Annotated in this window: 15 protein-coding genes, 2 tRNA genes and 2 rRNA genes; 9 read left to right on the top strand and 10 right to left on the bottom strand. The window is 56.9% G+C overall.

Features of this window, described 5'->3' with window-relative positions; translation table 11 throughout:
- Nucleotides 1-89: 89 nt before the first annotated feature.
- The 4 genes from ACSMEV_RS12050 to ACSMEV_RS12035 form a co-directional block, all read right to left on the bottom strand.
- Nucleotides 90-2,982 (bottom strand): 23S ribosomal RNA (locus tag ACSMEV_RS12050).
- Nucleotides 2,983-3,239: 257 nt separating this feature from the next.
- Nucleotides 3,240-3,315 (bottom strand) — tRNA-Ala (locus tag ACSMEV_RS12045).
- A gap of 31 nt (nt 3,316-3,346) precedes the next feature.
- Nucleotides 3,347-3,423, bottom strand: a tRNA-Ile gene (locus tag ACSMEV_RS12040).
- Between the two features lie 86 nt (nt 3,424-3,509).
- Nucleotides 3,510-5,046, bottom strand: a 16S ribosomal RNA gene (locus ACSMEV_RS12035).
- Together the 16S and 23S rRNA genes with 2 tRNA genes alongside form the textbook arrangement of a ribosomal RNA operon.
- A gap of 612 nt (nt 5,047-5,658) precedes the next feature.
- On the opposite strand from ACSMEV_RS12035, the gene rhtA reads away from it, so the two are divergent.
- Together rhtA and ACSMEV_RS12025 are read left to right on the top strand one after the other, a co-directional pair.
- Nucleotides 5,659-6,546, top strand: coding sequence for a threonine/homoserine exporter RhtA (gene rhtA / locus ACSMEV_RS12030; protein ID WP_459205357.1), 888 nt, complete (start codon nt 5,659-5,661; stop codon nt 6,544-6,546).
- A gap of 175 nt (nt 6,547-6,721) precedes the next feature.
- The gene (locus tag ACSMEV_RS12025; protein WP_459205356.1) at nt 6,722-7,003 is read left to right on the top strand and encodes a hypothetical protein; all 282 of its coding nucleotides are present in this window, start codon (nt 6,722-6,724) and stop codon (nt 7,001-7,003) included.
- Between the two features lie 41 nt (nt 7,004-7,044).
- On the opposite strand, the gene ACSMEV_RS12020 is transcribed toward ACSMEV_RS12025, so the two are convergent.
- Nucleotides 7,045-8,853, bottom strand: a complete 1,809-nt coding sequence (locus tag ACSMEV_RS12020; RefSeq protein WP_459205355.1) for an aminopeptidase P family protein — start codon at nt 8,851-8,853, stop codon at nt 7,045-7,047.
- Between the two features lie 312 nt (nt 8,854-9,165).
- A complete protein-coding gene (locus ACSMEV_RS12015) occupies nt 9,166-9,732 on the bottom strand; it encodes a helix-turn-helix domain-containing protein (protein WP_459205354.1) in 567 nt (188 codons plus the stop codon).
- 77 nt (nt 9,733-9,809) lie between these two features.
- Between ACSMEV_RS12015 and ACSMEV_RS12010 the strand changes: the two genes are divergently transcribed.
- From ACSMEV_RS12010 to ACSMEV_RS11980, 7 genes are all read left to right on the top strand, one after another.
- Complete coding sequence (locus ACSMEV_RS12010; RefSeq protein WP_459205353.1) at nt 9,810-10,754, top strand: DMT family transporter; 945 nt, start codon at nt 9,810-9,812, stop codon at nt 10,752-10,754.
- 155 nt (nt 10,755-10,909) lie between these two features.
- Nucleotides 10,910-13,825 carry a monovalent cation/H+ antiporter subunit A gene (locus ACSMEV_RS12005; RefSeq protein WP_459208333.1) on the top strand — a complete coding sequence of 972 codons (2,916 nt, stop codon included), beginning with the start codon at nt 10,910-10,912 and terminating at the stop codon, nt 13,823-13,825.
- Nucleotides 13,825-14,169, top strand: coding sequence for a Na+/H+ antiporter subunit C (locus ACSMEV_RS12000; protein ID WP_296263914.1), 345 nt, complete (start codon nt 13,825-13,827; stop codon nt 14,167-14,169). Before ACSMEV_RS12005 ends, ACSMEV_RS12000 begins: the two co-directional genes overlap by 1 nt.
- Nucleotides 14,166-15,845, top strand: a complete 1,680-nt coding sequence (locus ACSMEV_RS11995; protein ID WP_459205352.1) for a monovalent cation/H+ antiporter subunit D — start codon at nt 14,166-14,168, stop codon at nt 15,843-15,845. Before ACSMEV_RS12000 ends, ACSMEV_RS11995 begins: the two co-directional genes overlap by 4 nt.
- Nucleotides 15,842-16,330, top strand: a complete 489-nt coding sequence (locus ACSMEV_RS11990) for a Na+/H+ antiporter subunit E (RefSeq protein WP_459205351.1) — start codon at nt 15,842-15,844, stop codon at nt 16,328-16,330. The genes ACSMEV_RS11995 and ACSMEV_RS11990 overlap by 4 nt, the downstream gene beginning before the upstream one ends.
- A complete protein-coding gene (locus ACSMEV_RS11985; protein WP_296263909.1) occupies nt 16,327-16,605 on the top strand; it encodes a K+/H+ antiporter subunit F in 279 nt (92 codons plus the stop codon). The genes ACSMEV_RS11990 and ACSMEV_RS11985 overlap by 4 nt, the downstream gene beginning before the upstream one ends.
- A complete protein-coding gene (locus ACSMEV_RS11980) occupies nt 16,602-16,964 on the top strand; it encodes a Na+/H+ antiporter subunit G (protein WP_459205350.1) in 363 nt (120 codons plus the stop codon). Before ACSMEV_RS11985 ends, ACSMEV_RS11980 begins: the two co-directional genes overlap by 4 nt.
- 202 nt (nt 16,965-17,166) lie before the next feature.
- Here the strand turns inward: ACSMEV_RS11980 and ACSMEV_RS11975 are convergent, their stop codons facing one another.
- The 4 genes from ACSMEV_RS11975 to ACSMEV_RS11960 all read right to left on the bottom strand — a co-directional run bounded on the left by ACSMEV_RS11975 (nt 17,167) and on the right by ACSMEV_RS11960 (nt 20,840).
- Nucleotides 17,167-17,637, bottom strand: a complete 471-nt coding sequence (locus ACSMEV_RS11975) for a hypothetical protein (RefSeq protein ID WP_459205349.1) — start codon at nt 17,635-17,637, stop codon at nt 17,167-17,169.
- Nucleotides 17,638-18,257: 620 nt separating this feature from the next.
- On the bottom strand, nt 18,258-18,662 hold the full coding sequence (locus ACSMEV_RS11970; protein WP_296263902.1) for a TraR/DksA family transcriptional regulator: 405 nt from the start codon (nt 18,660-18,662) through the stop codon (nt 18,258-18,260).
- 263 nt (nt 18,663-18,925) lie between these two features.
- Nucleotides 18,926-19,699: an enoyl-CoA hydratase gene (locus ACSMEV_RS11965; protein WP_459205348.1), complete on the bottom strand. Its 774-nt coding sequence runs from the start codon at nt 19,697-19,699 to the stop codon at nt 18,926-18,928.
- Nucleotides 19,700-19,712: 13 nt separating this feature from the next.
- Nucleotides 19,713-20,840: an acyl-CoA dehydrogenase gene (locus ACSMEV_RS11960; protein WP_459205347.1), complete on the bottom strand. Its 1,128-nt coding sequence runs from the start codon at nt 20,838-20,840 to the stop codon at nt 19,713-19,715.
- Nucleotides 20,841-20,847 lie beyond the last annotated feature (7 nt).

Genomic DNA, 20,847 nt, shown 5'->3' with positions numbered 1-20,847 from the left:
GCCAATTCGGATATGTGATGATCTGTGTGCGAATCTTCGTCGATGCGTCTTCCACCCAACCTGCGCTTGGCAGATTGCTTGGGTGTTATATGGTCAAGCCTCACGGGCAATTAGTATTGGTTAGCTCAACGCCTCACAGCGCTTACACACCCAACCTATCAACGTCGTAGTCTTCGACGGCCCTTTAGGGGATTCAAGATCCCAGTGAGATCTCATCTTGAGGCAAGTTTCCCGCTTAGATGCTTTCAGCGGTTATCTCTTCCGAACATAGCTACCCGGCAATGCCACTGGCGTGACAACCGGAACACCAGAGGTTCGTCCACTCCGGTCCTCTCGTACTAGGAGCAGCCCCTCTCAAATCTCAAACGTCCACGGCAGATAGGGACCGAACTGTCTCACGACGTTCTAAACCCAGCTCGCGTACCACTTTAAATGGCGAACAGCCATACCCTTGGGACCGGCTTCAGCCCCAGGATGTGATGAGCCGACATCGAGGTGCCAAACACCGCCGTCGATATGAACTCTTGGGCGGTATCAGCCTGTTATCCCCGGAGTACCTTTTATCCGTTGAGCGATGGCCCTTCCATACAGAACCACCGGATCACTAAGACCTACTTTCGTACCTGCTCGACGTGTGGGTCTCGCAGTCAAGCGCGCTTTTGCCTTTATACTCTACGACCGATTTCCGACCGGTCTGAGCGCACCTTCGTACTCCTCCGTTACTCTTTGGGAGGAGACCGCCCCAGTCAAACTACCCACCATACACTGTCCTCGATCCGGATAACGGACCTGAGTTAGAACCTCAAAGTTGCCAGGGTGGTATTTCAAGGATGGCTCCATGAGGACTGGCGTCCCCACTTCAAAGCCTCCCACCTATCCTACACAAGCAAATTCAAAGTCCAGTGCAAAGCTATAGTAAAGGTTCACGGGGTCTTTCCGTCTAGCCGCGGATACACTGCATCTTCACAGCGATTTCAATTTCACTGAGTCTCGGGTGGAGACAGCGCCGCCATCGTTACGCCATTCGTGCAGGTCGGAACTTACCCGACAAGGAATTTCGCTACCTTAGGACCGTTATAGTTACGGCCGCCGTTTACCGGGGCTTCGATCAAGAGCTTCGCTTGCGCTAACCCCATCAATTAACCTTCCGGCACCGGGCAGGCGTCACACCCTATACGTCCACTTTCGTGTTTGCAGAGTGCTGTGTTTTTAATAAACAGTCGCAGCGGCCTGGTATCTTCGACCGGCATGAGCTTACGGAGCAAGTCCTTCACCCTCACCGGCGCACCTTCTCCCGAAGTTACGGTGCCATTTTGCCTAGTTCCTTCACCCGAGTTCTCTCAAGCGCCTTGGTATTCTCTACCCAACCACCTGTGTCGGTTTGGGGTACGGTTCCCGATTGTCTGAAGCTTAGGAGCTTTTCTTGGAAGCATGGCATCAACCACTTCGTCGCCTAAAGGCAACTCGTCATCAGCTCTCGGCCTTAAGATCCCGGATTTGCCTAAGATCTCAGCCTACCACCTTAAACTTGGACAACCAACGCCAAGCTGGCCTAGCCTTCTCCGTCCCTCCATCGCAACAATCGCAAGTACAGGAATATTAACCTGTTTTCCATCGACTACGCTTTTCAGCCTCGCCTTAGGGACCGACTAACCCTGCGTCGATTAACGTTGCGCAGGAAACCTTGGTCTTTCGGCGTGCGAGTTTTTCACTCGCATTGTCGTTACTCATGTCAGCATTCGCACTTCTGATACCTCCAGCAAGCTTCTCAACTCACCTTCACAGGCTTACAGAACGCTCCTCTACCGCATCACCAAAAGGTGATACCCGTAGCTTCGGTACCTGGTTTGAGCCCCGTTACATCTTCCGCGCAGGCCGACTCGACTAGTGAGCTATTACGCTTTCTTTAAAGGGTGGCTGCTTCTAAGCCAACCTCCTAGCTGTCTAAGCCTTCCCACATCGTTTCCCACTTAACCAGGATTTTGGGACCTTAGCTGACGGTCTGGGTTGTTTCCCTTTTCACGACGGACGTTAGCACCCGCCGTGTGTCTCCCATGCTCGGCACTTGTAGGTATTCGGAGTTTGCATCGGTTTGGTAAGTCGGGATGACCCCCTAGCCGAAACAGTGCTCTACCCCCTACAGTGATACATGAGGCGCTACCTAAATAGCTTTCGAGGAGAACCAGCTATCTCCGAGCTTGATTAGCCTTTCACTCCGATCCACAGGTCATCCGCTAACTTTTCAACGGTAGTCGGTTCGGTCCTCCAGTCAGTGTTACCTAACCTTCAACCTGCCCATGGATAGATCGCCCGGTTTCGGGTCTATACCCAGCGACTAAACGCCCTATTAAGACTCGCTTTCGCTACGCCTCCCCTATTCGGTTAAGCTCGCCACTGAATATAAGTCGCTGACCCATTATACAAAAGGTACGCAGTCACCTAACAAAGTAGGCTCCCACTGCTTGTACGCATACGGTTTCAGGATCTATTTCACTCCCCTCTCCGGGGTTCTTTTCGCCTTTCCCTCACGGTACTGGTTCACTATCGGTCAGTCAGTAGTATTTAGCCTTGGAGGATGGTCCCCCCATATTCAGACAAAGTTTCTCGTGCTCCGTCCTACTCGATTTCATTGACAAGAGATTTTCGTGTACGGGGCTATCACCCACTATGGCCGCACTTTCCAGAGCGTTCCACTAATCTCAAACCAACTTAAGGGCTGGTCCCCGTTCGCTCGCCACTACTAAGGGAATCTCGGTTGATTTCTTTTCCTCAGGGTACTTAGATGTTTCAGTTCCCCTGGTTCGCCTCTTGCACCTATGTATTCAGTACAAGATAACCAGCTTGTGCTGGCTGGGTTCCCCCATTCAGAGATCTCTGGATCACAGTCTGTTTGCCGACTCCCCAAAGCTTTTCGCAGGCTACCACGTCTTTCATCGCCTCTGACTGCCAAGGCATCCACCGTATGCGCTTCTTCACTTGACCATATAACCCCAAGCAATCTGGTTATACTGTGAAGACGACATTCGCCGAAAATTCGCAATTTGCGCTTACGCGCAGAACTCACAAATTTTACCTTAGCCTGATCACCACCAGTGAAAGTGGCCATCAGTCTATTTCTATCACATATCCGAATTTTTAAAGAACGATCTGACAAAAGTCAGAAATCAACATTCAGTGCACTCAAGCGTTGAGTGGAATGTTCATTTCTAAGTTCTGAACAGCAAAACGATGCTAAAAAGTGGTGGAGCCAAGCGGGATCGAACCGCTGACCTCCTGCGTGCAAGGCAGGCGCTCTCCCAGCTGAGCTATGGCCCCGTGTGTCGTAGCGTCTAGCCGCACCATGAAATGGTAGGTCTGGGCAGATTTGAACTGCCGACCTCACCCTTATCAGGGGTGCGCTCTAACCAACTGAGCTACAGACCTATAACAGGGTCGCGTTACAGCATCGTCTTCGTACAATGAATCAAGCAATTCGTGTGGGAGCTCATCAGCAGGCTGATGTCGTCGATTAAGGAGGTGATCCAGCCGCAGGTTCCCCTACGGCTACCTTGTTACGACTTCACCCCAGTCATGAATCACACCGTGGTAACCGTCCTCCCGAGGGTTAGACTAGCTACTTCTGGTGCAACCCACTCCCATGGTGTGACGGGCGGTGTGTACAAGGCCCGGGAACGTATTCACCGTGACATTCTGATTCACGATTACTAGCGATTCCGACTTCACGCAGTCGAGTTGCAGACTGCGATCCGGACTACGATCGGTTTTGTGAGATTAGCTCCACCTCGCGGCTTGGCAACCCTCTGTACCGACCATTGTAGCACGTGTGTAGCCCAGGCCGTAAGGGCCATGATGACTTGACGTCATCCCCACCTTCCTCCGGTTTGTCACCGGCAGTCTCCTTAGAGTGCCCACCATAATGTGCTGGTAACTAAGGACAAGGGTTGCGCTCGTTACGGGACTTAACCCAACATCTCACGACACGAGCTGACGACAGCCATGCAGCACCTGTGTCAGAGTTCCCGAAGGCACCAATCCATCTCTGGAAAGTTCTCTGCATGTCAAGGCCTGGTAAGGTTCTTCGCGTTGCTTCGAATTAAACCACATGCTCCACCGCTTGTGCGGGCCCCCGTCAATTCATTTGAGTTTTAACCTTGCGGCCGTACTCCCCAGGCGGTCAACTTAATGCGTTAGCTGCGCCACTAAAATCTCAAGGATTCCAACGGCTAGTTGACATCGTTTACGGCGTGGACTACCAGGGTATCTAATCCTGTTTGCTCCCCACGCTTTCGCACCTCAGTGTCAGTATCAGTCCAGGTGGTCGCCTTCGCCACTGGTGTTCCTTCCTATATCTACGCATTTCACCGCTACACAGGAAATTCCACCACCCTCTACCATACTCTAGCTTGCCAGTTTTGGATGCAGTTCCCAGGTTGAGCCCGGGGATTTCACATCCAACTTAACAAACCACCTACGCGCGCTTTACGCCCAGTAATTCCGATTAACGCTTGCACCCTCTGTATTACCGCGGCTGCTGGCACAGAGTTAGCCGGTGCTTATTCTGTCGGTAACGTCAAAACAACCAGGTATTCGCTGACTGCCCTTCCTCCCAACTTAAAGTGCTTTACAATCCGAAGACCTTCTTCACACACGCGGCATGGCTGGATCAGGCTTTCGCCCATTGTCCAATATTCCCCACTGCTGCCTCCCGTAGGAGTCTGGACCGTGTCTCAGTTCCAGTGTGACTGATCATCCTCTCAGACCAGTTACGGATCGTCGCCTTGGTGAGCCATTACCTCACCAACAAGCTAATCCGACCTAGGCTCATCTGATAGCGCAAGGCCCGAAGGTCCCCTGCTTTCTCCCGTAGGACGTATGCGGTATTAGCGTTCCTTTCGAAACGTTGTCCCCCACTACCAGGCAGATTCCTAGGCATTACTCACCCGTCCGCCGCTGAATCGAAGAGCAAGCTCTTCTCATCCGCTCGACTTGCATGTGTTAGGCCTGCCGCCAGCGTTCAATCTGAGCCATGATCAAACTCTTCAGTTCAATACTGCTTGGGTTTTTAAGAAACCCTAAACTTGGCTCAGCAATCTCAAATGACTATGTGATTTCTCGCATGGTCACTTGTGATGCTGATAATCTTGGTGACTATCAGTCCGTACTCACAAGCACCCACACGAATTGCTTGATTCAAATTGTTAAAGAGCGGTTGGTTGAGCCTTTCGTCTCAACCGAGGCGCGCATTCTACGCCGTCCTCAGTGTCTGTCAAGTGTTTATTTTGAAGTGTTTTGCGAGAATCTCGTTCAACTTCAACCACTTGGCTCGCTGCGATCTCTCGTAGCGGGAGGCGAATCATACAGCGTTACAACCTGCTGTCAACTGCCTTTTTCACCGCTGCCGATCAGAAGATCGAAGCGCTTCCAGCCTTCAGAAAACGTTCAACTCATTGAATCTCAAGGAGTTTTCCGCTCCGTTTGCCCCGGAAGTGGTGCGCAGTATAAAGAGATCTGGCGAGGGGTCAAGGGCTTATTCGGAATTTCTGCAGAAATTTCTTCTGCCTTGCCTCAGGCATCTTATAGCGCACCTGCTTGCCGCCCATGCTCGGTATTGCGCACTATAATGCGCACAATCAATCCATCAGGATGCACGCGCTACCTATGAGCACCTCCCGCCGCCCTCTTGCAGGCGTTATATTCCCCGTTGGCCTTTTGCTGATCGCGATGCTGTCCATTCAATCTGGCGCTTCGCTGGCAAAGAGCCTATTTCCTCTCATTGGCGCACAAGGCACTACCTCGCTACGACTGATCTTCGCTAGCGCAATAATGGTGCTCCTGCTTCGGCCCTGGAGGGCACGCATGGAGGCCGCCACATGGCGTAGCGTCGTTATCTATGGGATGGCGCTTGGCGGCATGAACCTGCTCTTCTATATGTCGGTGCGCACCGTCCCTTTAGGTATCGCCGTCGCTTTGGAATTTACCGGCCCACTAGCTGTTGCCCTCTTGGGCTCACGCCGGTTGATAGATTTCATCTGGATCCTGCTGGCAGTCACCGGACTTGCTCTGCTAATACCCTTGGGCGGATCTGGTGCAGCTGTCGACTTGACAGGCGCCAGCTACGCCCTAGGTGCCGGCGTGTGTTGGGCACTTTATATTCTCTTTGGTCAAAAGGCCGGAGCTGAGCATGGCGTGCAAACCGCTGCCTTGGGCGTAGTCATTGCGGCGGTGTTCATCGCGCCAGTGGGTATCGCACATGCAGGGAGCGCACTGTTGAACCCTGGACTCATACCAGCGGCTTTAGGCGTAGCTGTTTTGTCCACCGCCCTTCCTTATAGCCTTGAGATGATCGCTCTCACCCGACTCCCAGCCCGCACCTTTGGCACGCTCATGAGCATCGAGCCTGCGATCGCCGCACTATCCGGATTGATCTTTCTCAGCGAGACGCTGACCAAGACCCAATGGCTGGCGATTTTAGCCATCATCATCGCCTCCGTAGGCGCGACCATGACCATGCGAAAACAGGCGCCTCCTCCCTTGGCAGTCGACTGACGTAAGAATTGTTTGCATTCACGACAAAGCTATTGTCCCACCCATCGCCTCGCTTTAAGCTGGTCTTCGTTTCAGCCGTTTCACTCGAGCCGATATGATCCTGTAATGCATTCAGGATCCGACCCTGTGATTACCACACCGCCAGGTCAACCACCTGGCATGTATAAGGACAGAAATGAAACGTATCGTCCTCATCCTGACGATCCTTGCTTTAGCGGGCTGCGCCGCGAATACCAAAACAGAGGTCAAACGGGGTAAGAAAGGTCTGCACATTGACTGCTCCGGCCTCTCATCCTCCTGGGAAAAGTGCTTCAGCAGTGCTGCTAGTGCTTGCAATCCAAAAGACTACAAGGTCATCGCCCGCTCTGGCGCTGCGAAGTCCGAGCCTGGTGACTATCTGTTTGGGATAAATCCGGCTGGCTATACCAGCCGTAGCATGATCGTCATCTGCCGCTGAGACCTACAAGGCAGCTATGCAGGCTGCCTTGCCCAATCGACTCATATGCTTTGAGTACGCTTCTCCAACCAAATCAGGGCATCGCGCTCCAGTAGCGGAGCAAGCCGGTGGAACACCAGACCGTGGTAGGCATTCAGCCATGCACGCTCGTTCGCATCGAGCATCTCGATCAGCAGACAACGCGTATCAATGGGGCACAAGGTCAAGGTCTCGAAATCAAGGAAACGGCCAAACTCGCTACCACCCACATCGCGCGTTACTACTAGATTTTCGATCCGCACACCCCATCGCCCAGGACGATAGGTACCAGGCTCAATCGAAGTGATCATCCTGGCACGCATGGCTGTATGCGCTGACGCTGCTGAACGAAAGGCAATCACCTGCGGCCCCTCGTGAACATTGAGAAAATAGCCGACGCCATGACCGGTCCCATGCCCATAGTCCACCTGGTCAGCCCAGATCGGCGCACGCGCGATCGCATCCAGCATGGGTGAAAGGGTGCCCTCGGGAAAACGCGCCCGCGACAAAGCGATCACACCCTTGAGCACCCGCGTGCAATCCTGCCGCTGCTCGGTGCTTGGCTCACCGATGGGCACCATGCGAGTGATGTCGGTTGTCCCACCCAGGTACTGCCCTCCAGAATCGATCAACAGTAAGCCATTGCCCTCGATCCGAGCATGGGAGTGGGCAGTGGCACGATAGTGAGGCATGGCACCGTTCGCATTGAACGCTGCAATGGTGGCGAAACTTGGCGAAATGAAGCCTTGGCGCTTAGCGCGCGTTGCGGTCAGTTGCTCATCGATGGTGAGCTCGGTGACTTCTCCACGGTGGAGATTGGACTCGAGCCATGCGAAGAACTCGCACAAGGCAGCACCGTCCTGCTCCATGACATGTCTAACGTGAACCAGATCACCGTCGGCTTTTTGGGACTTGCTGAACTGGGTAGGATTGATGGCTTCGACCAACTCGATAGTCGGCTGCAGATTTGCGACCAACCCTAAAGTTACCCGAGCCGGATCTAAGAGCAACCGCGTGCCAGGGCTAAGAGCCTGCAAGACCTCGGCTGTCTCACTGTAATCGCGTAACTCCACACCGTCGCCTTCGAGTGACCGACGCAAGGGTTCATCGACTTTGCCCTTATCGATGAACACTAGCGCTCGCTGCGGCTCGACCAATACATAAGCTAGGAACAATGGGTTATAGGCCACATCGCTACCGCGCAAATTGAGCAACCAGGCGATATCGTCTAGCGAAGCGATGACATGCGTTTGCACGCCTTTATGACGCATGGCCTCACGCAGTGCAGCGAGCTTGCTGGAGCGATCGACGGTTGCGTATGGGAATTCGTGTTCATACACAGGAAAGCGTGGCAATGCAGGGCGGTCGGTCCAGATGTCATCTAACAAATCGGTATGTGTCTGGAGGGTAATACCACGCACCTTCAGATTGGCCTGCAAATCACGGCCACTCGCCAGAGCCATCACATTGCCGTCGACGCTCACTACGCTCCCGGCAGGTAGCTGCTCGGCCAGCCACTGGGCAGGCGAAAGCTGACCTGGCTCGTACTTGATCAACTTTACGCCACTGCCGCCAAGCTCTAACTCCGCCTGTTCCCAGTAACGACTATCGGCCCACAACCCCGCAAACTGCGCAGTGATGATCAGCGTCCCGACCGACCCCTGAAAGCCCGAGAGCCATCGGCGACTTTGCCAATGCTCGGGTAGATATTCGGACAGATGCGGGTCGGCAGAAGGTACCAATAACGCGTCCACGCTGGCGCGCCGCATCGCTTCGCGCATTTGCTCGATACGCTGCAGCGCGGTTGGCGGAACCAAGGACTCATTGCTCATGCACGCTTCGCCTCCAAATTAGTCAAGAGCCTCACTGTAGCAGCCCAATTCATACCTATGACCTGCACTGAACACCTACTGTCAGATGCGGAAAGTTCGACAGCATTTATAGTCTTTTCCTACAGATATCCTTAAGAGCTCACTAAGCGGCAGTTAAGGTTCGATGCAAGACACGACGACTCAACCTTGCCGACCCCAGCTACCGAAGCGGCAACGCATGTGGATGACCATCGAGCCGTTGAGTCCATACATCTAGCGAGCAAACCACCGCCGCGGCCCCAAACTCGACCTCGATGAACCCTGAGCACCGAATCAAATGACCACATTGCGCACGAACCGAACCAAAACGTCGCCGTCGTTGCGATACCCATATTGACAGTTGCTGGCGAACACGAAGAAATCACCTGCGGGCAGGACATGCTCGACACCTTCAATGACGAGGGTCAGGCAACCTTCAGCGATATAGATCTGCTCGCTCCAACCCTCTGCATCCGCTTCGCTGATGTAGTGCTCACCAGGCTCCAGACGCCACTCCCATAACTCCACTTCACGCGTGGATGGGCTTGCGCCCAACAAAACGGCTTTGCTGCCAGCCTTGCCAACCCATGCCAATGCGTTGATACGACGGTCGTCCCGCTCATCATGCGCCTGAATCAGTTGAGTGAAAGGCACCTGTAGCGCGTGGGCCACACGGTCGAGCGTCGCAAGACTGACGTTCTTCTCACCCGCCTCGATGGCTACGAGCATTCTGCGACTCACGCCCGAACGTTCCGCCAATGCGCTTTGGCTCATCGCGGCCGCATTGCGCAACAGGCGAACGTTATGACTGACATGTTGCAGTACAGACTCACGACCTTCGGACGATTTGGGCACACTCATGCTCACTTTCATAAATTGCGCAGTATACTGCTCATTTTGCGGCGATTGGGCGCCGCCCTTCTCGAGCGTGCAAGCCGATGAACAGTGCTCCAAACAGCAAGCGTCCGCCTTTTTCGTTTCAACTAAGCCAAGCAGAAATTGTGCTGATCTTCATCACCTTTTTGTGGGGCGGCACGTTCCTGTTGGTGCACAACGTCATGGCAGTCAGCGGACCGATGTTTTTCGTAGGGCTACGCTTTGCGGCAGCGGCCCTGTTCGTGGGCATGATCTGCTCGCGCAGCCTGGCTAGGCTGACGTTGTTGGAGTTGAGGGCAGGATTGCTGATCGGCACCTGCATCATGTTTGGCTATGGCCTGCAAACCATGGGCCTTCAAACGATCAGCAGCAGTCAATCGGCTTTTATCACCGCGCTGTACGTCCCTTTCGTCCCTTTGTTGCAATGGTTGGTACTCGGCCGCCGCCCGGGGCTGATGCCAAGTGTGGGCATTGGTCTAGCCTTCGTCGGCTTGATGCTTCTGGCAGGGCCTGAGGCTGGTACGCTGAAGTTGAGTTGGGGCGAAGGCGTAACACTGGTAAGCGCCGTAGCCATCGCCGCCGAGATTATCTTGATCAGCCGTTATGCAGGTAAGGTCGATGTACGTCGAGTGACCGTCGTGCAGTTGGCCACGGCCTCGCTGCTTTCATTCCTGATGATGGCCCCCACGCAAGAGCCGGTACCCGATTTTTCATGGTTTCTGGTACTCAGTGCACTGGGCCTGGGCCTGATGAGCGCAATCATTCAGGTGGCGATGAACTGGGCACAGAAGTCGGTATCGCCGACAAGAGCAACCCTCATCTACGCCGGCGAGCCGGTCTGGGCTGGCCTGATCGGACGCCTTGCCGGCGAGCGCCTGCCAGGCCTGGCACTGGTAGGCGCAGGCTTGATCGTGCTTGCGGTAGTGGTCAGCGAGCTCAAGCTTCAGCGCCGACCCACTCCTGGCAAAGACTTTGAACCTGGGCGATGCTGCGAGGACAAAACCTAGCAGCGCTCCCATGCCAACCGCGGCAGCTCGCAAAACCATGTAATAGAAAAGTACGAGATTGCCGTCGGTTTGTAGGATTCTGCGACAGCTTACGTGTTGGTGATCAACATTTCGGCACGTATCATTCTTTGCAAACTCCTGCCGATTGGAACGCTATGTCCTTGATAGTGCTATTGCTTCTGCCCTTCATAGGCAGTTGCCTGGCGGCCGTCTTGCCGCACAACGCGCGCAACGCCGAATCCATTCTTGCGGGGGTGGTAGCGCTGGCCGGCACCCTTCAGGTTGCCTTTCTCTACCCGCAAATCGCTGACGGCGGCGTCATTCGCGAGGAATTTCTCTGGCTTCCGAGCCTCGGGCTCAACCTGGTCCTACGCATGGACGGCTTCGCCTGGATGTTCAGTCTTTTGGTGCTGGGGATCGGCGCACTGGTGTCGCTCTATGCGCGCTATTACATGTCTCCCCAGGACCCAGTACCACGGTTCTTTGCGTTCTTTCTCGCGTTCATGGGCGCCATGCTGGGCCTAGTGATCTCCGGCAACCTCATTCAATTGGTGTTCTTCTGGGAGCTGACCAGCCTGTTCTCCTTCCTGCTCATCGGTTACTGGCACCACCGGGCGGATGCCAGGCGCGGCGCCTACATGGCATTGATGGTAACCGGCGCAGGAGGCTTGTGCCTCTTGGTCGGCGCATTGCTGTTGGGGCATGTGGTAGGCAGTTACGATGTGGACCAAATCCTCGCGGCGGGGGACAAGATTCGCCAGCACGCGCTGTATCCGGTGCTGCTGCCACTGATCCTGATTGGTGCATTGAGCAAGAGTGCGCAATTCCCGTTTCATTTCTGGCTACCGCATGCAATGGCAGCACCTACACCAGTGTCGGCCTATCTGCATTCGGCGACCATGGTCAAGGCGGGCGTCTTCCTGCTGGCAAGGTTCTGGCCTGTACTGTCTGGGAGCGAGGAGTGGTTTTGGATCGTCGGCGGTGCAGGTGCTTGTACGCTCTTGCTAGGAGCCTTCGCCGCCATGTTCCAGAACGACCTGAAAGGGCTTCTGGCTTACTCCACCATCAGCCACCTGGGCTTGATAACTCTGCTGCTGGGGCTCAATAGCCCATTGGCGGCGGTGGCCGCAGTATTCCACATCCTCAACCACGCCACGTTCAAAGCCTCGTTGTTCATGGCCGCAGGCATCATCGACCACGAAAGCGGCACTCGTGATATTCGGCGCTTGAGTGGCTTGTTCCGCTTGCTTCCCTACACCGCGACATTAGCTATGGTCGCCAGCGCCTCGATGGCCGGCGTACCTCTGCTCAACGGTTTCCTGTCCAAAGAGATGTTTTTCGCGGAAACCGTTTTCATTAGCTCTTCAATGTGGGTCGAAATCGCACTACCGGTCATCGCCACCCTTGCCGGCACTTTTAGCGTGGCCTACGCGCTGCGCTTCACGGTCGATGTGTTCTTCGGGCCTCCCGCCAAAGATCTACCCCACATTCCCCACGAGCCGCCACGCTGGATGCGTGCCCCGGTCGAGCTGTTGGTCCTGGCCTGCTTGGTCGTCGGTATCTTCCCGGCACAGTCCATCGCGCCCTTGCTGGCCGCCGCGGCATTGCCCGTGGTGGGCGGACCGTTGCCCGAGTACAGCCTGGCCATCTGGCACGGCTGGAACCTGCCCATGATCATGAGCCTGGTGGCCATGTCCGGTGGCGTCGTGCTTTATCTGGTGCTGCGCAAGCAACTGCGCCTTGGCCGCTTCCACTCTGCCCCGCTGATTGGACGATTGAACGGGAAGCGGCTGTTCGAGCGAGGCCAGGTTCACCTCATGCTGTTGGCGCAACGTATCGAGAAATCGTTGACCAGCCGGCGTCTTCAAACCCAGCTGTTCATGTTGGTGCTGGCTGCGTTCATCGCGGGGCTTATCCCGATGTTCTACAGCGGCTTGACCTGGGGCGAGCGACCGAAGATTCCGGGCTCAGGTGTATTCGTGGCGCTTTGGCTGATCGCGATCGCCTGCGCCATCGGCGCCGCCTGGCAAGCCAAGTACCATCGCCTGGCCGCGCTGACCATGGTCAGCGTTTGTGGCCTGATGACCTGTATCACCTTCGTCTGGTTTTCGGCACCCGACCTCGCGCTCACTCAACTGGTGGTCGAAGTGGTAACAACCGTGCTGATCCTGCTCGGCTTACGCTGGCTGCCACGACGGCTGGAGGGCGTATCGCCGCTGCCGGGCAGCCTGGATCGGGCGCGGATGCGGCGAGTGCGCGACCTGGTGTTGGCAAGTTTGGTCGGCGGCGGCATGGCGCTGCTCTCCTACGCGATGTTGACGCGCCCTACGCCCAACATCATCTCTTCCTTCTATCTGAGTCGAGCCCTGCCCGAAGGTGGCGGCACCAACGTGGTGAACGTGATGCTGGTCGATTTCCGCGGTTTCGACACCCTCGGCGAGATCACCGTGCTGGTAGCGGTAGGCATGACCGTATTCGCCCTGCTCCGGCGCTTCAGGCCACCCAAGGAAACCATGCAACTGCCTGTTCAGCAGCGCCGCCTGGCACCTGATGTGATCACCGACCTGGTCAACCCGCGAAACGCCGCCGACACCGCGCTGGGCTTCATGATGGTACCTGCGGTACTGGTGCGCCTGCTGTTGCCCATGGCGCTGCTGGTGTCGATGTACCTGTTCATGCGAGGCCACAACCAACCTGGTGGCGGCTTCGTCGCGGGCCTGGTGATGTCCGTGGCATTCATTCTGCAGTACATGGTGGCGGGCACTCAGTGGGTCGAAGCGCAGATGAGCCTGCGGCCTCTGCGTTGGATGGGTGTCGGTCTGCTGTGCGCAACGCTCACAGGCGTCGGCGCCATGACCCTGGGCTACCCATTCCTTACTACACATACCGCTCACCTGGATTTGCCAGTGCTGGGTGATATGCATGTGGCCAGTGCGCTGTTGTTCGATGTCGGCGTGTTCAGCGTGGTGGTCGGGTCGACACTGCTGATTCTGACTGCCCTTGCCCACCAGTCGATCCGCGCCTACCGACCGAGTGGCCAGAGCAAACCCAAACAAGCAGGAGCTGCCTGATGGAAGAAGTCATAGCCGTTGCCATCGGGGTGCTCGCCGCGTCGGGCGTATGGTTGATCCTGCGCCCCCGTACCTATCAAGTGATCATGGGTCTGTGCCTGCTTTCCTACGGGGTGAACCTGTTCATCTTCAGCATGGGCAGCCTGTTCATCGGCAAGGAGCCGATCATCAAAGACGGTGTACCGCAAGACTTACTGCACTACACCGATCCATTGCCGCAAGCCCTGGTACTGACCGCGATCGTCATCAGCTTTGCCATGACCGCTCTTTTTCTGGTGGTGATGTTGGCTTCGCGGGGCCTGACCGGGACCGACCATGTCGATGGCCGGGAGCGCGAAGAATGAGCGTGATGAACCAGATGATCGTCATACCCATTCTGCTGCCGTTGCTCACCGCCGCCTTGATGCTGCTGCTTGGCGAGAAGCACCGCCAGCTCAAGGCGCGCCTCAACCTGCTCTCGAGTTGTGTCGGGCTCGCTGTGGCGATCACCCTGTTGTTGTGGGTCAAAAGTCAGGGGTCGGCCGAATCGATCGGCGTCTACCTGCCCGGTAACTGGCCGGCCCCTTTCGGCATCGTACTAGTGGTCGATCATCTATCAGCGTTGATGCTGACCTTGACTGGGATACTCGGTGTCAGTGCCCTACTCTTCGCCCGGGCACGTTGGGCCAACGCAGGCGCCAGTTTCCATGCCCTCTTTCAAGTGCAACTGATGGGTCTGTACGGAGCCTTCCTGACGGCAGACCTGTTCAACCTGTTCGTGTTCTTCGAGGTGCTGCTCGCCGCATCCTATGGCTTGCTGCTGCACGGTTCTGGCCGCGCACGGGTCAAGGCTGGTCTGCACTACATCGCGATCAACCTGTTCGCCTCATCCTTGTTTCTGATCGGCGCAGCCATGATCTACGGCGTTACGGGAACGCTGAACCTTGCCGACCTGGCGCTGAAAATCCCGCTGGTGCCCGAAGCGGATCGCGGCCTTTTACATGCCGGCGCGGCAATCCTGGCAGTGGCTTTCCTGGCCAAGGCAGGTATCTGGCCGCTGAATTTCTGGCTGGTCCCGGCCTACGCCTCGGCCAGCGCACCAGTGGCAGCGCTCTTCGCCATCATGACCAAGGTAGGTTTGTATGCCCTGTTGCGTTTATGGATGCTGTTATTTTCCGGTCAGGCGGGGGCATCGGCGTATTTCGGCGGCCAATGGCTGATCGGCGGTGGCCTGGCCACCCTGGCAGTGGCGGCAGTATCGCTACTTGCAGCGCAACGCCTGGAGCGCATGGCATCGCTGAGCATCCTGGTATCGGCCGGGACTCTATTAGCGGCAGTTGGGTTCGGCCAGCCAGTGCTGACCGGCGCCGCGCTGTTTTACTTGATCAGCTCGACACTGGCATTGAGCGCACTGTTCCTGCTGGCCGAACTGATCGAACGCTCGCGCTCGGCCAACGAACAACCGCTGTATGACGAAGAGGATGCCGTACCGGCACCGCTGGAGTCGTTGCACCCACCCCGGGGGATCAACCTCGATGACAATCAAAAGGCGGTCATCGGCCAGGTTATCCCTTGGACCATGGCGTTCCTGGGCTTGAGCTTCATCGCCTGCGCCTTGCTGGTCATCGGCATGCCGCCTCTGTCAGGCTTTATCGGCAAGCTGGGCTTGATCAGTGCGCTGTTCAATCCTTTGGGCCTGGGCATGGCGCCCGAGCAACCGCTGCCCTCTACCGGCTGGCTGCTGATCACCTTGCTGGTACTTTCGGGTCTTGCTTCACTGATCGCCTTTGGACGCGTAGGCATCCAGCGGTTCTGGAAGCCCGAAGAACGTCCATCCCCTGTGTTGCACCGTTACGAGTGCGTGCCAATCGTCATTCTACTGGGCTTGTGCCTGGCCCTGAGCATCAAAGCCGAACCGGTACTCAGGTACACGCAAGACGCCGCTGCCAGCCTGCAAACGCCAGACCGTTACATCGAGGCCGTACTGTCGAGCAAACCCTTGCCAGGGCCGACCACCCAGCAACTGGAGGTACAGCCATGAGCCGTCTGTTTCCCGCTCCATTGTTATCGGCGGCGCTCTTCGTACTGTGGTTATTGCTCAACCTTTCGGTCAGCCCTGGCAACGTCTTGCTGGCGGCTGGGCTTGCGCTGTTCGCACCGCTGCTTTTGGCCCCACTTCGTCCTCAGCATGCTCACGTAAAGCGTCCTTGGACCATTGCGAAGCTGATCGGGCGCGTGGGCTACGATGTCGTCCATTCCAACTTGCAAGTGGCAGTGAAGGTGCTGACCTTGCACGCTAGCCCTCCCCGTTCGGTATTCGTCCATATCCCCCTGGACCTACGCGACACGCATGGGCTGGCTGCGCTATCGATGATCACCACGGTCGTACCAGGCACGGTCTGGTCTGAGCTGGCGCTGGACCGCAGCATGTTGCTGTTACATGTGTTTCATCTCGAGGATGAAGCCGCCTTCATCGAGCATTTCAAGCGCGTATACGAACGCCCCCTGATGGAGATCTTCGAATGACCGGGTTGCTCGCCAATGCCGTTCTTGCCAGCCTGTTCATCCTCAGCATCGCCATGTGCCTGGCATTGGTCAGACTATTTCGCGGTCCTTCAGCGCAAGACCGGGTGCTGGCGTTGGACTACCTGTACATACTGGGAATGCTGATGATGTTGGTGCTGGGTATCCGTTACGCCAGTGACACCTACTTCGAAGGTGCGCTATTGATTGCACTGTTCGGCTTCGTAGGTTCATTCGCACTGGCCAAATTCTTGTTGAGGGGCGAGGTGATCGAATGAGCGAAACCGTCGAACTGCCGTTCTGGCTGGAAGCGATCACGGCGGCGCTGCTGCTGACCGGTAGCCTGTTCGCGGTGCTGGGTGCATTTGGGCTGGTGCGTCTGAAAGACTATTTCCAACGCATGCACCCCCCTGCACTCGCCTCGACCCTGGGCGCCTGGTGTGTGGCGCTGGCGTCGATCCTGTATTTTTCCAGCCTCAAGCAAAGCCTGGTGCTGCACGCTTGGCTGATACCGATACTGTTGTCGATCACCGTGCCGGTCACAACGCTGCTGTTGGCAAGGGCTGCGCTGTTTCGCAAACGTGCTGCGGGCGACGATGTTCCTGAAGAGGTGAGCGGACGGGATGGAGGCAACTAAGCGCATAGGTCTTTTGCAAGACGCTGCAGCTCCCGTCGCGCTTGCTTGGCCAGCGCTAGGGGACGCGTCCGATAGAGCTGCGTCGCGACCCAATTGTGCCAATTCCCCACATGCTCGCTACGCCTGCTCAGCCACTGCTCGGCCAGTGCCGTGGCTTGACGCCCAAAGTCGTCCGCACTCCTGCACTGAGCTTGGCTAGACGTCATTCACTGGCCTTGAACGTGGTCAGCTCGCCTTTACGCCATTTCGCCACTTTACCCGTGACCGCTTTAAGCAGCTTGCCCAGACCCTCGGCGACTTGTTCGTGCGCGGCGAACACCAACATGACGCCATGCCCTTCGCGGAACACGATGCCTTCGCCTTGCTCGACCGAAACGAATGCGTAGTCGCCTACGCCATAAACGTTGAATTTGATATCGCGAAAGCGTAGTTCCAGCTTTCCGCCCTCGCGGCTCGGCAACACGGCAGCGCGAAAATGGTCACCGACCTTGAGCTCCAAGCGCTGCTTATCGTCGACCACCAGCGCGCTTTCAAGATCAACTTCAGCCATGTACAACCCTTCCGGGCTTTGTTCGCTGATGTAAACGAAACGCCCTTGGAACAGTTTGACGAGTTGGGCACGCAAATCACCCAGGACAAACAATGCGTGTGTATCCAGCGTACTGACTGCCAATGAATAAATCCTCGAAACGGTTATACCCTGCTCCCGGACGGCATGCGTGTAAGACCGGACAGCGGGACTTCAAGTTGAAGTGGAAGACTACTGATCACCCCATACGGTGTCTGTCGAACTAGGCTACGACTCACGCAGGAATGGTGACATCCATGCCTAGGTCGTTTTCCCGACCAGGCATACGGTGTTTTCTGTCGGAACGAAACGTAACGTCTGACACCCTGAAGGCCAACAAAGGTGCGATAGATATCCAGGCATTCAGAGAGAATCAGCCTTGGTATCCACCTAAACATTCCGAGAAAAGAATATGCACGAAAATGCCAAAATTCGTCGAGAGGAAATGAACGTTCCCTGCGCAAAGCTCGGCATAAACTTACCGCGATTCATTGTCATTCCAGCAGGTGTCGACTTCTTCCACATCAAGGAAAGCGCCACCGGACGGATCAAGGGTTTTCGTCGACTCCACCTGGATGCCTGCCTACTGGCCAGATCACTCGAGCCCTGACGTCGCGTGACGCCAGCACTTGACCGCATGCCAGCACACAGGTTCAGCCTTCTCTTCACCACAGACATGCGAAAACCCCAGGGATCGCTCCCTGGGGTTTCCGGCGACCTGTCGATCACACTTGACGCAAGTGGCGATCGAGCTGCTCGTGGCGCTCTTGAGCCTCGATGCAATATTTGGTCGTCGGGCTGATCAACAAACGCTGCAAGCCGATAGGTTCGCCGCTGTCGTCGCACCAGCCAAAGCTTTCGTCTTGAATACGACCCAGAGCCATTTCCAGTTGCGGCAGCAAACGCTGGTCGCGCTCGATGGCATTGACCAGCCAGTGCCGTTCTTCTTCGACGGAAGCGACATCGGCCGGGTCCGACGGGGTGTCCAGGCTTTCGATGGTGCTACGGCTCAGCTCGATGCGCTCGTGGGTGTCGACTTTCATCGCTTGCAGGAGCGAAGTGAAGTAGGCGAGCTGATCGGCATTCATGTAGTCATCGGCCGACATGGCCAGTAACTGTTCCTTGGTCATCGACTTCTCTATGAAAAAAGGTGCATTTGGGCAGTCCGTGGGCCGCCAGCGTCGCGCAGAGGCAACGGAATTGTTCGAGCGCCAGTGCGATGCTCGTTTGCAGGGGGCGGCAGTCTAAGGTGCCGCGTCGCGGTGGGCAACCTAAATGAAGCGACTCGCCCCGAAAAGGGGTGCGCCCACGGGTCCGGCACGGCGCCGTGATTGCCGGACACTATAGACGACGCCGGTCGCTATATTGGTTGGAAATCGGGTGAAACGCTGCCTCAGCGGTCTTTGAACTGGGCGGTACGCTTGGCCACGAATGCAGCCATACCCTCTTTCTGATCCTCGGTGGCGAAGGCCGCATGGAATACGCGCCGCTCGAAACGCACACCCTCACTCAGCGTGACTTCGAACGCGCGGTTGACGCTTTCCTTGACCATCATTGCCACAGGGATCGACTTGCTAGCGATGGTGGCCGCCACTTTCAAGGCTTCTTCGAGCAAATCGGCCTGGGGCACGATACGCGCTACCAATCCAGCGCGCTCTGCCTCTTCGGCGTCCATCAAGCGACCACTCAAGCACAGCTCCATGGCCTTGGCTTTACCCACGGCACGGGTCAGGCGCTGGGTGCCGCCCATGCCCGGCAGCACACCGAGGTTGATCTCGGGCTGACCGAATTTGGCGTTGTCGGCGGCGAGGATGAAATCGCACATCATCGCCAGTTCGCAACCGCCACCCAAAGCGAAGCCGGAGACGGCTGCGATGATCGGCTTGCGCCGGTTGGCGATGCGGTCGGCGTCGCTGAACAGGTCTTCGGTGTAGATCTGCGGGTAGCTGAGCTCGGCCATTTCCTTGATATCGGCGCCTGCGGCGAAGGCTTTGGCCGAGCCGGTCAGCACCACACAGCCGATCTGAGGATCGCGTTCGAGCTGGTCGAGAGCCTGATTGATCTCGGCGACGATTTGCGCATTCAGGGCATTGAGGGCCTGGGGGCGATTGAGTGTGATCAGGCCGACTTTGCCGTGAATGTCTAACACGATGCTTTCGAATGCCATGCAGTCTGCTCCTTCAAAGGTTGCGCGCAATGACCATGCGCTGGATGTCACTGGTGCCCTCGTAAATCTGGCACACACGCACATCCCTATAGATCCGCTCCAGCGGAAAGTCGCTCAGATAGCCATATCCGCCCAAGGTCTGCAAGGCATCGGAGCAGACCTGCTCGGCCATTTCTGAGGCGAACAGCTTGGCCATCGACGCCTCGACCAATGCAGGACGCCCGGCATCACGCAGTGCTGCGGCATGCAGCACCATCTGTCGCGCCACGGCGATGCGCGTAGCCATGTCGGCCAAGCGGAATGCGACTGCCTGGTGCTCAATCAGCGCCTTGCCGAAGCTTTGCCGTTCGCGGGCGTAGTCGCGCGCCACCTCGAACGCCGCTCGGGCCATGCCCACCGACTGCGCCGCAATGCCGATGCGCCCGCCTTCGAGGTTGGCCAGGGCAATGCGATAGCCCTCGCCCTCCTCGCCCAGACGATTGGTAAGCGGAATGCGCAGCCCGTCGAAATGCAATTGACAGGTGTCGGAGGCGTGCTGGCCGAGTTTGTCTTCGACCCGCGCGACGTGGTAGCCCGGCGTATCGGTAGGCACGATGAAAGCGCTGATGCCACGTTTGCCGGCCTCGGGGTCGGTCACCGCGAAGACGATCACCACGCCTGCGTTCTGCCCAGAGGTAATGAACTGCTTGCTGCCGTCGAGCACGTAGTGCTCAGCGTCGCGCCGGGCGCGGGTTTTCAAGTGGCTGGCGTCAGAACCGGCCTGGGGTTCGGTCAGGGCAAAGGCGCCGAGCATCTGGCCTTGCGCCAGCGGCGTGAGGAAACGCCGTTTCTGCTCCTCATTGCCGAAGTTGAGGATCGGCACGCAACCTACCGAGTTGTGCACGCTCATGATGGTCGAACATGAGCCGTCACCGGCTGCGATCTCTTCGAGGGCCAAGGCATAGGCCACGTAGCCGGTGTCGCTGCCACCCCACTGTTCCGGCGCCAGCATGCCGAACAAACCCAGGGCGGCCATCTCGTCGATGGCTTCGCGAGGAAAACGATGGGCCTTGTCCCACTGTTCGGCGAAAGGTTTGAGTCGCTCCTGGGCGAACCCACGGATGGCGTCGGCAATCTGTTGCTGCTCTTCGTTGATCAACATGGCTTCC

It is taken from the genome of Pseudomonas sp. MLB6B, assembly GCF_054508135.1.
This window is presented reverse-complemented; position numbering and strand designations above follow the sequence as displayed.